The 13746-nt window shown below is 46.5% G+C and carries 12 protein-coding genes; 5 read left to right on the top strand and 7 right to left on the bottom strand.

All coding sequences use genetic code 11. The features are described 5' to 3' along the window. The first annotated feature begins 209 nt into the window (after window positions 1-209). Window positions 210-614 carry a hypothetical protein gene (locus FEM33_RS13985; RefSeq protein ID WP_139012616.1) on the top strand — a complete coding sequence of 135 codons (405 nt, stop codon included), beginning with the start codon at window positions 210-212 and terminating at the stop codon, window positions 612-614. Between the two features lie 56 nt (window positions 615-670). Here the strand turns inward: FEM33_RS13985 and FEM33_RS13980 are convergent, their stop codons facing one another. From FEM33_RS13980 to FEM33_RS13970, 3 genes are all read right to left on the bottom strand, one after another. Next, entirely contained in the window at window positions 671-1192 is a 522-nt protein-coding gene (locus FEM33_RS13980; RefSeq protein ID WP_139012615.1) for a DUF1579 domain-containing protein, read from the bottom strand. A gap of 68 nt (window positions 1193-1260) precedes the next feature. Then, window positions 1261-2292, bottom strand: coding sequence for an NAD(P)H-dependent flavin oxidoreductase (locus FEM33_RS13975; RefSeq protein WP_161597122.1), 1032 nt, complete (start codon window positions 2290-2292; stop codon window positions 1261-1263). Between the two features lie 412 nt (window positions 2293-2704). Beyond that, window positions 2705-3850: an alginate export family protein gene (locus FEM33_RS13970; RefSeq protein WP_229214243.1), complete on the bottom strand. Its 1146-nt coding sequence runs from the start codon at window positions 3848-3850 to the stop codon at window positions 2705-2707. A gap of 476 nt (window positions 3851-4326) precedes the next feature. Between FEM33_RS13970 and FEM33_RS13965 the strand changes: the two genes are divergently transcribed. The 4 genes from FEM33_RS13965 to sugE all read left to right on the top strand — a co-directional run bounded on the left by FEM33_RS13965 (window position 4327) and on the right by sugE (window position 8015). Further along, window positions 4327-4854, top strand: coding sequence for a hypothetical protein (locus tag FEM33_RS13965; RefSeq protein WP_139012613.1), 528 nt, complete (start codon window positions 4327-4329; stop codon window positions 4852-4854). A 38-nt stretch (window positions 4855-4892) separates the two neighbouring features. Then, on the top strand, window positions 4893-5450 hold the full coding sequence (locus tag FEM33_RS13960) for a hypothetical protein (protein WP_139012612.1): 558 nt from the start codon (window positions 4893-4895) through the stop codon (window positions 5448-5450). Window positions 5451-5977: 527 nt separating this feature from the next. Beyond that, window positions 5978-7444 carry a Gfo/Idh/MocA family protein gene (locus FEM33_RS13955; protein ID WP_139012611.1) on the top strand — a complete coding sequence of 489 codons (1467 nt, stop codon included), beginning with the start codon at window positions 5978-5980 and terminating at the stop codon, window positions 7442-7444. 250 nt (window positions 7445-7694) lie between these two features. Then, window positions 7695-8015: a quaternary ammonium compound efflux SMR transporter SugE gene (sugE, locus tag FEM33_RS13950; protein ID WP_139012610.1), complete on the top strand. Its 321-nt coding sequence runs from the start codon at window positions 7695-7697 to the stop codon at window positions 8013-8015. Between the two features lie 456 nt (window positions 8016-8471). On the opposite strand, the gene FEM33_RS13945 is transcribed toward sugE, so the two are convergent. The 4 genes from FEM33_RS13945 to FEM33_RS13930 all read right to left on the bottom strand — a co-directional run bounded on the left by FEM33_RS13945 (window position 8472) and on the right by FEM33_RS13930 (window position 13730). Then, a complete protein-coding gene (locus FEM33_RS13945; protein WP_229214242.1) occupies window positions 8472-9227 on the bottom strand; it encodes a helix-turn-helix domain-containing protein in 756 nt (251 codons plus the stop codon). A gap of 112 nt (window positions 9228-9339) precedes the next feature. Continuing rightward, a complete protein-coding gene (locus tag FEM33_RS13940) occupies window positions 9340-10311 on the bottom strand; it encodes an aldo/keto reductase (protein ID WP_139012608.1) in 972 nt (323 codons plus the stop codon). A gap of 333 nt (window positions 10312-10644) precedes the next feature. Next, window positions 10645-11082, bottom strand: a complete 438-nt coding sequence (locus FEM33_RS13935; RefSeq protein WP_139012607.1) for a hypothetical protein — start codon at window positions 11080-11082, stop codon at window positions 10645-10647. 227 nt (window positions 11083-11309) lie between these two features. Continuing rightward, entirely contained in the window at window positions 11310-13730 is a 2421-nt protein-coding gene (locus FEM33_RS13930) for a TonB-dependent receptor (protein WP_139012606.1), read from the bottom strand. Window positions 13731-13746 lie beyond the last annotated feature (16 nt).

The raw sequence follows: 13746 nt of genomic DNA, 5'->3' as shown, positions 1-13746 counted from the left end.
CAACCTGGAACTGTTTAAAATGCAAAAAACAGGTGTGAAGGAACAGGGGAATTATTTGCCGGTAGCGTATTCGTAGCGATAGTACAAAACTTACTAAATCATCCCATTGATTTTGGATCGACTGCTGAACCGGATTCCAACCAAAAAGGCTTGATGGGTATCCTGTAAAGAAAAAACTTTGCCTTATCAAACAGCTGTTATTTGCTCTGATGATCTCACTGGTTATGGTTGCCTGTAAAAAGGATGAGCCAAAACCGGAGCCGGAAATTGCTGCGATTGTGGACAGATGGAAACTGACCGCTTACGAGAATACGGTGAACGGGGAGAAAGTCTGGGTTCCGGTGCAAGGGGAGCCCTATTACATGAGTTTCAGGTTTGATGGAGTCATTCTTGATCCAAAAGGATTGCCTCAATGCTGCTCACCAAAAGCGTATTATCTGAATGGCGTTTTATTTGAAATAAAGCCGAAGACAGAAGTTCCGGTTAATGAGCAATGTGCTCTTGTTGATTGCATCGGCTGCGATACGTGGAGTATAGAACAAACGGGAAATGAACTTATTGTAACGCTTTGTGAGCCTTTTACTGAGAAAAGGTCAAAGTATATCCGTGAGTAATGGGTTTAAAAAGCTTTCTGAATGATTATTTCACGATAATGTCATTTTGTGAATGGTTAAACCGGATTGCTGCCGGCTGTATCTTTCACACGCCTGAAAATGGTTTCAGTGGCTTTATCTTCTTTTCCTTCCGGTGAAATGTTGTATGCAGTAACTACAAGTTGATCGAGTTCTACGAGCTGCATCACAGTCCGCCAGCCCCACGGAACCGGGATCTCCGGGCCGCCATAACTTCCCAGAACAGAAAAACCATGTTCGACAGAGCTGCCTTCGGAATGCATGATTGCGGTTCCCATATGAAAGCTGTCGATCCATGAAACCTGGAATTTTTCATTTTCCAGATCGTAGCCGATTGTAGCTGAACCTTCCAACGCCGTTCCGTCCAGGCTGCCCTGATATTGAAATAACAGGAACCTGCCTCCGAGAATAGGGCGAATGCTGGCCGTCATCGGCGATTCGTCTGCAATGACACCGGGTTCAAACCATGTTTTCGTATTTCCTTCCCAATCGCCGGTCATGGCCTGTAAGTGCTGGTGAATACCGGATTCCAGTGAAATTTCAAATTTGGATTTACTCATCTTTTTATAGTTAATAAATTTTTGTTCCGGTTATGAATCCTGATAATTCGTAATGAAACTGGCTTTTATCAAAAGTTTAGTTTTTCTATTAAAGATAAAAAGATTTCACCGGCCTTGCCTCGCCGGGCATGTGCAGCGGATTGGCCTGCCCACAGCGAAATGTAGTCGCGAAGATTATGCTGCTGTCCGTACGTCCGCATGGCGGAAGTCAGGCTGTTCTGGTAAGTATAATACGGAATTTCCAAACCCGACTGCTCCATTTGCTCCATAAAACCATTTCTGATTCCGCGTGCCCACCGGCCTGAGAAAGCTTTTGTCAATGCAGTGGATGTATCGCCTGAACTGATTACTGCCTCTTTGTAAACTTCACTCGCCGCACTTTCATCACACGCAAGGAATATGCTGCCCAGCTGCACACCGGCTGCGCCCAGCGTAAAAGCAGCCTTTATAGTCTGGTCATTGTATAACCCGCCGGCTGCAATAACGGGAACAGAAACGGCAGCGGCAATCTGCGGCAGCAAAGCCATCAATCCAACCTGCGGCAAGGCTTCATCGGTTAAAAAACTACCCCGGTGACCGCCCGCTTCAAATCCCTGCGCAACAATGGCATCCACACCCAGCAGATCCAGCATTATGGCTTCCCGGACACTTGTAGCGGTACCAATCAGCTTGCAGCCGCGGCTTTTGAGAAGTTCAACGACATCGGGTTCAAGAATTCCAAAGGTGAAACTGATTATTTCAACCTTTTCCATCAGCAGCACTTCCAGCTGATCACGGTAATGGTAAAAGGAAAAATCTGCAACAGATTTATGCTCAAAAGGAATTCCGAGCTTTTCATGCACCGGCTTCAAAAACGCCTGCATGGCATCCAGCTGAGCCTGATCAACAGGAGCATTGACTGCATGCGTGAACAGATTGACGGCAAAAGGCCTGCTGGTTTTTTCTCTGGTCAGCCGGATCAGCTCGGCTGTTTTCTGTGGTGAAAGGCCGCCGACGGGCAAAGAGCCTAATCCGCCTCCGTTGGCAATTGCCGCCACCATGGCAGGCGTCGTTACTCCCAGCATAGGTGCCTGAATAACGGGGTATCTGACTGGCAGCATGTCGGTTAATTGCACGCAAGAAGGCATAAGCTGACCGGTATTGGACATGGTCATGCAACTTACAGCCAAATATTGGAAAGCTCAAGAAAGTGCATAAGTTCGTTCGTGTGGTTTTTGGTTGTTTATCTTTTTCTGATTTCTATTCCAAAACGGATGATTGCAAAAATGCAGTCGCGGGAATGACCATGCTGCTGTTCTTTGCCATTTTACCTGAAGGAAAATGCCGGTTCAGGCAATTATCTCGTTTTCAGCCATTTTTTGCTGAAAAGTCCTGGCGTATAAGAAATCATCCAATAACTCCAGACCGGGACTTTTTCCGAATTTCTGACCTTGTTAAGCAGTTCCATGCGCTCATTCGCGATTGTAAATGAAAATCCGTAAATGATTTCCAGACCTCTGACCGGCTTGTAATTCAGGGATAAATCGCTTTCAAAGCCAAGGTATTTACCCCGTATTTCCCGGGCTTCACGGACGAGCGGGTACTGCGATAAAAAAGATGCATATCACTTCGCAGGGAAAGCTTTTTCCCGGACTGATAAATGATAAAAAGGTATGGGTTGATCAATCCTTTTTCATGGACATCTGCCGGAAATCGGGTGAAAAGATTCATGTTGCCCATGAATTTCCAGGCAACGCCATAAAGCGGCACAAACGAGTTGAATATTGCTTTTGAAGCTGTGTTTTTCTGGCCACTCAGCACTTCTGCACCTAACCGGAACAGCGCTCTGGCGGTGTTGACGCTGATTTCAGGCTGTACATAATAAGCGCGTATTTTATTTAAGGCAGCGTTCTTTCCGTATTGATAATAGGCATTCACCGTAGCGTACATCGGTCCTCTGACATATTCGATCCGTCCCCCGTTGGTAATGCGCTCATAGTAACGCATGTCGCCAGCCGGTTGCCTGAATAAATCCATGGCCTGAATGGTCGTCAGGATGAGCTTATCGCTGAATTTGTGTTTGAGATGATGAACAAAGAGGTACTTGTAAGTATGCGGTGCAACGGGAGAAAAGGCCGGATCAAAATGCCCGGCATATGGCCGGGTAAATGCTATTGTTAAATCGGTTTCAAACCTTTTTTTGTAGAAAAACCGGATTCCTTCATGTGCCCGGCTTTGCTGGCTCCAGGGCGCTGCCGAAAATATTCTGCCGTTATCGAGTGACAATGCCTGTCTGCCGATCCGGACGAAGAAATTTCTGGTAATTTCCGGTTCCGCATATAACTCGAAAAAGTTCAGATTGCCGACTTGTGAAAAGTGGCCGGATTCTCCCCATTTGTGAATTTCCTGCGGTGACGCATGCAGTCGAAGCCCTTTGGTGCGGTAAGTAATGCTGATCCGGTTACGTTGCGTGACTTGCAGGTTTGGCATGATGGTGTCAGCCGGTGTCCATATAAAATTGTCACGGAATTCTGCCCGGGGCCGAATCTCAAAGTCGATTGTCAGTTCACGGCGCAAGGTGTCCGGTGCCTGTGCAAACATTTTGTCCGTTGCACAAAGCATAACAAAAAGCAAGATCAGGTAATGTGTTTTCAGATAAGGAGTTTTAAAATAAGACACGGTAATGATTTCTGTGCAAAGCTAATCCTTCCCGGAACAAGTAAACGCTGGGTGGCAAAGCAATTCATATTCTTTTCCGAAATCAGCATGCTGTTCCTGCCGCCAATTGTACTATTCCGGTTTGATTAGATAAAAGCAGCCATGCAATCTGATGTGCTTATGCTGTTTGGTTTTAAGCCATACGGCCAGACAATGTTCATAGTCCTGCTTCCAAGGACATATGGCTGCCCGTTACAAATCAAGGTGAAAAACACAGCCGGGTTAAACATAAAACTGCTTTTGTAACTTTTTGAATAATCAATTCAACTGTCCCGAACAACAGTTCACAAGGCCAACTCTTCACTTGGACTTTAATCTGATTCTTCCACAGGCAGCCATCCGCCACCTTTGTATCGCCGGAATGGCAAACGCAGTTTCGCAGCTTGCGGACCTGTCATCTCCGGAATGTACATTTTCCATAACCATTTATTCAGACCATGAAATTTAGAGAAAAATTCGTCGGCTTATGCCTGCTGACAAGCCTGCTTGCCTGCCAGAACAGCAATGAACCTCCTGCATCGTCCACCGAGAAGGGCACGCTGAAAGTTACTTTTGACGGAAAAACCAGGATTTACACGGACGCCAGAATATCCGAAGGCAAGCTCGGTTCCATCGCCAGCCTGAGCATCAATGGCGGATCTACGGAGTCCGATTACCTTACGATAACTGCTTTTGGCTCGGAAGCCGGGACTTATCCGTACAAGCAGGACATCAACGACTACAAGGCTGTCAGTCAGGTGGAATACAAGACAGCCGGAACATCATTCAACAACTACTTTGCGCAGATCTGTCCTGACAAGTCCGGGTATTACTCCACAAAAGGCGAGGTGAAAATTCTGGAATACGTTCCGGGCAAACATGCAAAAGGCACGTTCACAGGAGCTTTGCTGGATTCGAACAGCGAAGACGAGTGTAACCCGGCCAGCAAGTCTTTCAGCGGAGAATTTGATCTGACTTTAAACTGACAACACGCATTTTTTTACACCGTTAATTATATAGAACCATGAAAAAACAACTGAAATCAATCTCCATCCTGATGCTATTTGCGGGCGCTCTGCTGATGGCATGCAGTAAATCTTCCGAATCCATCGATCCGGAGGCCTCTTCGCCACCACCGGCAGGTGTCGGCGGCAAATGGTCGTACGGCACGTTCTCGCCCAGCAGCTTCTGGGGAACAGACGGCAGTTACAACGGATCTGCGTATGAGCAGGCGATGGCATTCAATTTTTCCTCAAACGGAACTTATGAAATGTATGTCATGAACGTCACAACTTATTATAGCTGTCGGACAGGCGCTTACACGTACTGGAAAGGGCAGGTTAAATTTGATGAAACCAACCATACCCTTACCCTGACACCTTTGCAGGGAACCCAGCGGGGGGAATACAGCTGCGCAACCGGAAAAAATTTCAAGCGCGATGCAACGGCCAGCGAGAAACAAGATGCGCATAAAACGTACTACTACGCCAAGGAAACCGATTCTAAAGGCCAGCCTGCTTTGCGGATTTATTTCAGCGAAACCGACAATCAGGGAGCGCAGTTATCCAAAGGCAACTGGTAATAGCAGCGCGCAATTCAGCATGCCTTTTTTCCTGAAATCACTGGTGACTTTTTGCCGGTAACCTGTGATCAAATGCATGTTGTTTTGATATAAAAGTACAAGGCTTGTAAATCGTGAATTTACAAGCCTTAATATTATAACAAAATTTAAAATTCGGTCATTCAGATCCAGTTTCCCGCATTCCGTACCCGGAACTTAGCATGCAATACATGGCCGTTGTCATACGTGCGGAGACCGTGGGTTTCAGTACAAGGATTGTTCAGAATTGAACCATTTTTTTTAAGGATATCAAAAAACTTCTTCTATTGTTCAAAAAAGGCATTTTAGAAAATGGGGTAGCATTATTCCGGCCGTTTCCGGCCTGGATGGTACAATCGTGTAGTTTTGGAGTAGCTTAATGGTGACCGGAACCTCAGGAAATTAATTTTGAGTAAAATATGAAAACAAGCTGCTTAAATAATGAGGTTTCATGAACATTGATTAAAGGCTGGAAATTTTGCTGCAAAAGCGCTAAACCAAAACCCGAAATGGAAAAAAAGAGTATAACAAGTGAGAAGTCAACCGCTTCCAGGAGAGACTTTGTCAAAGCAGCGGCCATGACCGCGGCTGGTTTTATGATAGTCCCGAGACACGTATTGGGAGGAAAAGGCTTTATAGCGCCAAGCGACAGGCTGACCATTGCCGGTGTCGGTGTCGGAGGCAAAGGAACGTCCGATCTTTCCCATTTTTTCCAGAGCGGCAAAGCAGATATTGCTTATCTCTGCGATGTGGACGATCGCCGCGCTGCAACCAGCAGGACCAATTTCCCCAAAGCCAAGTATTACAAGGATTTCCGGGAAATGTTCGAGAAAGAATCCAAAAATTTTGACGCAGTTTCGGTTTCCACACCGGACCACACGCACGCAGTAGTAGCCATGGCGGCCATGCAGCTCGGCAAGCACGTGTATGTGCAGAAACCGATGACACACGATATTTACGAAGCCAGAAAGCTGACCGAAGCAGCAGCTAAATATAAAGTAGTTACCCAGATGGGAAACCAGGGTTCATCCGGCGATGGCGTAAGAACCTTGCACGAATGGTATGATGCCGGTATCATCGGTGACGTCGATACAGTTTATATCTGGACCAACCGGCCGATCTGGCCGCAAGGTATTCCCTGGCCATCGGAAAAACCTCCGGTCCCCAAAGAACTTGACTGGGATTTGTGGCTGGGTACGGCGCCTAAAAAAGACTATGTAGAAAACCTGATCCCGGGGAGCTGGCGGGGATGGTGGGACTATGGAACCGGTGCATTGGGTGATCTTGGCTGCCATTTGATGGAAGCTCCGTTCCGCGTGCTTGGGTTGAAATATGCGACTGACATGCAGGCCAGTGTAGGAAGTGTTTTCACCGCTTTTGGCAAAAGAGGCATTTTCCCGGACAGCTGTCCGCCGTCAAGCCATGCGACGCTTACGTTTCCAAAAACACCAAAAACAAAAGGACCTGTAACCATGCACTGGATGGACGGCGGCATCAAGCCGGAACGTCCGGAAGAACTGGGAGCAAACGAATTGTTTGGAGACGGAAACAGCGGGATCTTGTTTGTAGGTTCCAAAGGCAAAATGATGGCCAGTGAATATGCGGCAAATCCGCGGTTGCTGCCGTTAAGCAAAATGCAGGAGGTGAAGGTAAAACAGAAATTTGCCCGTGTTCCGGGAAGTGCCGACGGCCACTATGCGCAATGGGTGGAAGGCTGTATCGCAGGTTACGGTAAAATGGAATTGAGCTCGCCGTTTGAACTGGCTGGCCCGCTGACCGAAGCGATTCTGGGAGCAAACCTTGCAATACGCGGTGCAGACATGCCAAAAGCCAGAGAAGACGGCAAGGGCTTTACATATCCGGGAAGCAATATGAAAATGCTTTGGGATGCGCAGAATATGAAAGTTACGAACTTTGACGAGGTCAATCAGTTTGTCCGCCGGAATTACCGTGATGGATGGAGTTTAGGCGTTTAAGTAAATTTATATACGGAAGTTGAAAAGCGGTTTGACAGTCATACGATTGTCAAACCGCTTTTTTGTTCTCCTATGCTTTCTTGTGTATACACTTAATTCAGGCCAATCCGGCGTCCGGTCATGAAGTTTATTTTATATTTGTAAAATATCCCCTGCATTAAGCATCTGCAAAGTATGGAGTGTAACAAGAGGACGACCTCTCCCGTAGTGGGAATTACTTCCGGACGACCGGATCATACTGATTCATGTCATGTCCTGGATTTATTTAGTGATTGCCGGGCTTTTGGAAATTGTTTGGGCCTATTTTATGAAGCAATCAGAAGGTTTCACCCGGATCACGCCAACAGCCATTACCATTATTGCCATGATAGCCAGCTTCGGGCTGCTGGCAATGGCAATGCGTACTTTACCGCTCGGTACATCGTATACAATATGGACGGGAATAGGAGCAGTCGGTTCATTTATCGTCGGGATTGTCTTTCTTGGTGAACAAGTCAGTTTTGCACGTGTGCTTGCTGTAATACTGATCGTGGCGGGGCTGATTGTCCTGAAGCTTACTTCAGATCATTGAATGGTTCGTGAGCATTGGATGCATGTAGTTGTCGCAAAAGGCAGGGTGGGGCTCCGGAGCCGGTCCAATGTTGGTTTTTCATTTGCATGTTTATAAACAGGATGCTCCTCCGGAGCCATTGCTGTACGGTTTTCTTCGTTGCATTTCTATAAACAGAGGGCTACTCCGGAGCCGGTTCGATGCGGTTTTTTCATTTGCATGTTTATAAACAGGATGCTCCTCCGGAGCCATTGCTGTACAGTTTTCTCCATTGTAATTCTATAAACAGAGGGCTCCTCCGGAGCCGGTCTAATGTGGGTTTTAATTAGATTTTCTAGAAACAGTTGGCTCCTGCGGAGCTTTCTGTATCTAGAAAAGATGCAAACCATTTCGGTAAAGAGCCGGCTCCGGAGGAGCCTACTTGTGCACGGTATGGCCTGCCTTGAAGTGCTTGGAAGCTGCACGTGAACTATCATCCTAAACAGTCCAGTCCGTTGGTGCTTTTCCGAATTTCTTCTTGAAAGAATGGGAGAAATGGGACAGACTTTCAAATCCCAGATCAAGGTAAATGGCAGATGGCTTCTTGTTTTTGGTTTCTATCAGATGACGCGCTTCGTAAAGCCTTTTTTCCTGTAACCAATGCCGCGGCGACATCCCGAATGTCTTTTGAAAATCACGTTTGAAACCCGCCAGACTTCTTCCCGTCAGGTGCGCAAATTTTTCGACCGGTATGTTATACTGAAAATTATGAAGCATGAATTTCTCAAGATCCATTTTATACGGCTCAGAAAAATCGAACAGCAATTCCTGTAATGATGGCATGGCATGAAGCAGGAGGTGAACTGCTTCTCTTACTTTAAGCATGCCCATCGAATTTGTTAATTTCTCGTCGGGATTACGGACGTAGGGAATGATGGACTGGAAGAAGGCCCGCAAATAATCGTTTCCGGGAATCAGGATATTGGGTGGGCCGGTGTATTTTCTGCCGGTTTCAATTTGCTCTTCCAGGGCAATTTGCCTGAGCAGATTTTCCTGCAGGCTTATTACAATCGTTTGATAATGCTCGTTTTCCAGCGGTGTTTTGGTGATTTCTGCCAACTGGTTTTTCTGGATCAGCAACATTTCTCCGCTCTTCATGGATATTTTCTCATGCGCATTTTCCATTGAAAACCGGCCTGAGACCAGCATTACCAGCGTATTGTGTTTCAGAAATGCCACTTTCTCCTTTTTCATTGTGGAAAGGTAGGAGAAGAAAATAACGCCGGGAATAATTTCAGTTGGATTGGTCACTTTCAAAAGTCATAAAATGCGGAGCTTACAAGCGGCTCCGCTGTTATTTGGCTTGTTATCGCTGCAGATAGGTACCGCCAAGGATGGCACCCGGTGCAAAATGTGTATGAAGCAAATTTAATTCTTCCGCTGTAAATGCAATGGACATGGCTTCGATATTTTCCGGCAACCGCGATCTGCGGCTCATGCTTACCAGCGGCATAATCTGCTCACCCTGCGCATTTACCCAGGCTATGGCCAGTTGTGTCGGTGTATATCCTTTTTCCCTCGCCATTTGCTTCAAAAGCGCTACTTTTTCCAGGTTCCTGATCAGATTTTCTCCCTGAAAACGCGGGAAATGGTTCTGATAGGCATCGGGTGCAAGTGGCGCCTTCATATCGCCGGACAGCAATCCCTCTGCTGTATTCGCAAATGCCACAACTCCGATGCCGAGTTCCTTTGCCGTAGGAAGCAGGTCACTTTCAATCTGGCGGTCGGCCAGCGAGTAGCCTATTTCCAGGGCTGTTACGGGATGGATGCTGTTGGCCTTGCGAAGCTGATCCGCGGTAATTTCGGAAACGCCCAGATGCCGCACTTTGCCATCCTGAATCAGGTCTGCGACTGTTCCGATCACATCTTCTACGGGAACGCTGTTGTCCAGTCGGCAGGGCTGATACAGATCAATGGTTTCCACGCCCAGACGGACCAGCGAATAGTTAATAAAATTTTTGATTGCTATTGGCCGCAAGTCCAGTCCGATCCATTGATTGTTGTAAAAAATAGCCCCGAACTTGACACTGATGAATGCGTCGCCGCGCCGGCCTTTGATGGCTTTGCCAACAAGCAGCTCGTTGTGGCCGCTGCCGTAAAAGTCGCCGGTATTTAAAAAATTAATGCCGCTGTCCAGTGCCATCTGAATCGTTGCTATACTTTCATTTTCATCATTCGCCTGGCTTCCCCATACGGGTGACATTCTCATACAGCCTAATCCGATTTTGGAAACGAGCGGGCCATTGTTGCCGAGGTTGATTTTTGGTATCGTTGTCATTGTGATTGTTTTGATTTAACAATACAAAGGTGCGTGTTGCTTTTCATTTTGAATTTCCTCTATGGCTCAAAAAACTTGTCTGTACGGATCAGATTGAAATGGTTCACAAACACAAAGGCACTTAATGCCGGAAAGTACCGATGCTTGCAAATTTCTGCCGCTCAAATGGTTATGAACTTCTTCCGGAAAGTATCCGAATGGAATGGATATAAAAATAACCAAACACAGTGCCCTGATCCGGACTGTATTTGGTTATGCAAAATTTACAAACGCGCCAACTCAGCTTGCATTTTCCGCGCGTCCGGGTAAGTATTTTCTTTAAGATCTAAAAAGCTATTGTCCGGCGGTGAGCAGCAGAATGAGTGCAAGGTTGACACCAAAGCCGATGCCCCAGTTTTTCCATACTTTTCCCTGCTTTATTTTTTTAGCCTTGCGCGTATAGGCCGCATGGTAATTGGCTTGTCTGAAAAGCGATTCATCCGGGTAACCGAGATTTTCAATCTTGGGAGTTGTTGATGATGTTGCGATTGCGGGTATAAGCCCGATCAGCGGAGATACAAGGCTCGCAATGAGTGTTCCTGTTGCTGCGCCCTTGTATTTTACATAATTTCTTTCCGCATCAATTTGTCCTTTTACCGACAGATCTTCGTTGGGTACCAGGGTGTAAAGCTGTTGTTTCTGAATGGTTACTGTTGAATCCGGGGCAAAATCCTGTGCATTTACAAAGAGGGAAATGAAACATAATGAACAAATCGTAATAAACAATTTCATACTGATAGTTTTGGTGAGGATAATAAATGAATAAGTTTTGGAAGCAAATTTATAGAAAATTCACCGAGGTATTTTATCCATTGAATAACATTACTTGATCCTTCAATACTTTTTGTAACTGACGGTGAAACCAGCATGCTGAAATCGGAGTTGCCGGATAAGAAAAGGCGCCGTTTTCATTCTCCGGATTGTTGTTTTTAACTGCTTTATGAGATGTAGCCGGAAAATCAGCCGCCTTTGATCCTGTTCAGCTCGTCTTCTGAGCCGGTACGCCGGTTACGGGCAGCATTGATTTCCTTGCTTCCGAAACGGTAACTGAAATTGATCTTCAGCATCTGGCCTTCGAACCGGAAACGCAGATTGGTTTTGATGCCCGCGTATTCCGATTCGTATCCGCCCCGGGCCGTATGAAAAATATCACTGAATGAAACTTTCAGTGTCGCATTGCTTTTCCAGAACTTTTTCTGGATACCCGCATCCATCATGCCCATTCCCCGGTTGTAATCGATCCGGCGGTAAGGGGAGTTATACCATCCGGTCAGTTCCAGTGTCCAGTCATTTTTCAGCTTGAAGGTATTCTGGCCGTTCATGTTGAACGCTGTTGTTGTGTTGTTGATGATGAGGCCGCCCGGCAACGCTGCTTTCCAAATATTATGGTAGCCGCCGATGTTGAAATAAATGTCCCACCATTTGGTAATGGCTGTTGTAATGCTGATATCCAGATTGAAGCTTTGCGAATGGTCCAGGTTTTGGGTTATAAAATAGGTGCGGCTGCTGTCGTAAGGAATGCGGAGGCCTGCAACCGGAAACCGCGTTCTCCGGTAACCGAGCGACGTGGTCAGTTTGGCTTTATAAACATGCGTAAGTTTAAAGCTGTTGGCATATTCCGGTTTCAGAAACGGGTTTCCTTTGGAGTAAACAAGTTCGTCGATACGGTATTCAAACGGGTTCAGGTTCTGGTAACTCGGCCGGTTGATCCGGCGGCTGTAATTCAGGTTCCAGTTGTGGTTTTTGGAAGCCTTGAAAGAAATGGCGCCGCTTGGAAAAAAATTGAGGTAAGTCGTGTCCACTTTGTCGAGGTCATTATGTTTAAAGCTCGTGAGGTCGCCGAGTGACTGGGTTTGTTCTGCGCGGATGCCAGCCTGTAAATCCCACTTTTTGCCAATTGCCACATTGTAATTGGCATATGCCGCATAGACGCGTTCCGTGTATTTAAACCGGTTGCTGCGGCTGGTATCAATGACTTCTACTTGGTTGAGTACATTGAAAAAATCAAAAGTGTTGTCCGATTTTACATCCGATAACTTGAAGCCGTAGCCAAGCTTTCCCTTTTTCAGCGGCTGCTCGTAGTCAGCCTTGAATGACCGGATGGTGATGTCCACGGGTGTTTTGCTCACATAATTTCTTTCAAGCGGTTCCTTTTCGTCCATACGGAAAAAATACTTGTTGGGCTGATAACTGACCCCGCGTGACACAAACTTTCCGTAATCAGCGTCTATATTCAGTTCGTGGCCCGTTGTGTCGGCATAATGATAATTCAGGTTGATGTTCAGGTTTTTGTTCTTTTCCGGATTGGAAGTCTGTGAGTAAAGCATAAGCGAATCGCCTTCCATGTTCAGCCGCCGGCTGATGAATGTTTCACTTTGTCCGCCGCCGTTATGATGGCTGATCCTGCCGTTGGCGCTGAATCCAAGCGTATTTTTTGCATTGATAAAATAATCCGCTCCGATTTTCGCGCTGTGCGTCGTGTCGCGCCAGATGCCGTGCCAGATTTTGTTGTAAGCTACGCCATTCAGGACCTGGTCATCGTAAGTTGTATTGTGCCAGGCACCCTGATTGAAGCCGTAAGAACCAAATACATTGACTTTTTTATCCCGGTGATTCAGGTTCAGGGAAGCGTTGTATTTGGGCGTGATGCCGAACATTGCGCCCAGACTTAAATTCCCGTTCGTTCCCAGCTTTACATTTTTTTTCAGACGGATATTGATAATGCCGAGATCGCCGGCAGCGTCATATTTGGCGGATGGGTTGGTGATGATTTCAATAGCTTCAATATCAGCCGAATTCATGCTTTTCAACGTAGATGCAAGGTCTTTTCCGCTCATAGGCGATGGCCGTCCGTCGATATAAATCCGGACGCCGGTTTTTCCTTTTACCAGAATGTTCTCATCTTTATCAATCTGAACACCCGGCGATTTCTGCAGTAATTCCAGCGCGTTGGAACCCGTAGCATTAATGCTTCCTTCGATATTGAAAACCAGCCTGTCGTTTTTGACTTCAATGAGCGGCCTGGCGGCAGTTACTTTGACTTCGTTCAGCTGCTGCGTATCTGCAGGCAATTTGAAAACCGGGAAATTTACATCGGAGTCCGTTACTGAAAATGCCGGCGACTGGAACAATTTGCTGCCAACGGATGAAATCCGGATAAAATAGGTGCCTGGACCAATCCCGGATATTCTGAACAAGCCGTGGTCATCGGCAACATCGGCTTTGATCAGTGCGGAATCAGCGGAATTATTGACTGAAACAGCAGCGTAAGGAACCGGCTCGTCCTGCTGGTTTCTGACGCTTCCGCTGACATTATAATTTTGAGCATGCGCGTAAAATGATGCAAAAAGGATCAGTACTGCGGGTAAAAGATGCTTCATACAAGTCCATGGCTAA

It is taken from the genome of Dyadobacter flavalbus, from assembly GCF_006149045.1.
Taxonomy (GTDB): domain Bacteria; phylum Bacteroidota; class Bacteroidia; order Cytophagales; family Spirosomataceae; genus Dyadobacter; species Dyadobacter flavalbus.
This window is presented reverse-complemented; position numbering and strand designations above follow the sequence as displayed.

Excerpts from the sequence above, each read along its gene's own strand:
- sugE (WP_139012610.1), top strand. The coding sequence starts at position 7,695 with ATGTCCTGGATTTATTTAGTGATTGCCGGGCTTTTGGAAATTGTTTGG.
- FEM33_RS13955 (WP_139012611.1), top strand. The coding sequence starts at position 5,978 with ATGGAAAAAAAGAGTATAACAAGTGAGAAGTCAACCGCTTCCAGGAGA.
- FEM33_RS13940 (WP_139012608.1), bottom strand. The coding sequence starts at position 10,311 with ATGACAACGATACCAAAAATCAACCTCGGCAACAATGGCCCGCTCGTT.
- FEM33_RS13965 (WP_139012613.1), top strand. The coding sequence starts at position 4,327 with ATGAAATTTAGAGAAAAATTCGTCGGCTTATGCCTGCTGACAAGCCTG.
- FEM33_RS13985 (WP_139012616.1), top strand. The coding sequence starts at position 210 with ATGATCTCACTGGTTATGGTTGCCTGTAAAAAGGATGAGCCAAAACCG.
- FEM33_RS13975 (WP_161597122.1), bottom strand. The coding sequence starts at position 2,292 with ATGCTGCCAGTCAGATACCCCGTTATTCAGGCACCTATGCTGGGAGTA.
- FEM33_RS13945 (WP_229214242.1), bottom strand. The coding sequence starts at position 9,227 with ATGAAAAAGGAGAAAGTGGCATTTCTGAAACACAATACGCTGGTAATG.
- FEM33_RS13935 (WP_139012607.1), bottom strand. The coding sequence starts at position 11,082 with ATGAAATTGTTTATTACGATTTGTTCATTATGTTTCATTTCCCTCTTT.
- FEM33_RS13980 (WP_139012615.1), bottom strand. The coding sequence starts at position 1,192 with ATGAGTAAATCCAAATTTGAAATTTCACTGGAATCCGGTATTCACCAG.
- FEM33_RS13930 (WP_139012606.1), bottom strand. The coding sequence starts at position 13,730 with ATGAAGCATCTTTTACCCGCAGTACTGATCCTTTTTGCATCATTTTAC.
- FEM33_RS13960 (WP_139012612.1), top strand. The coding sequence starts at position 4,893 with ATGAAAAAACAACTGAAATCAATCTCCATCCTGATGCTATTTGCGGGC.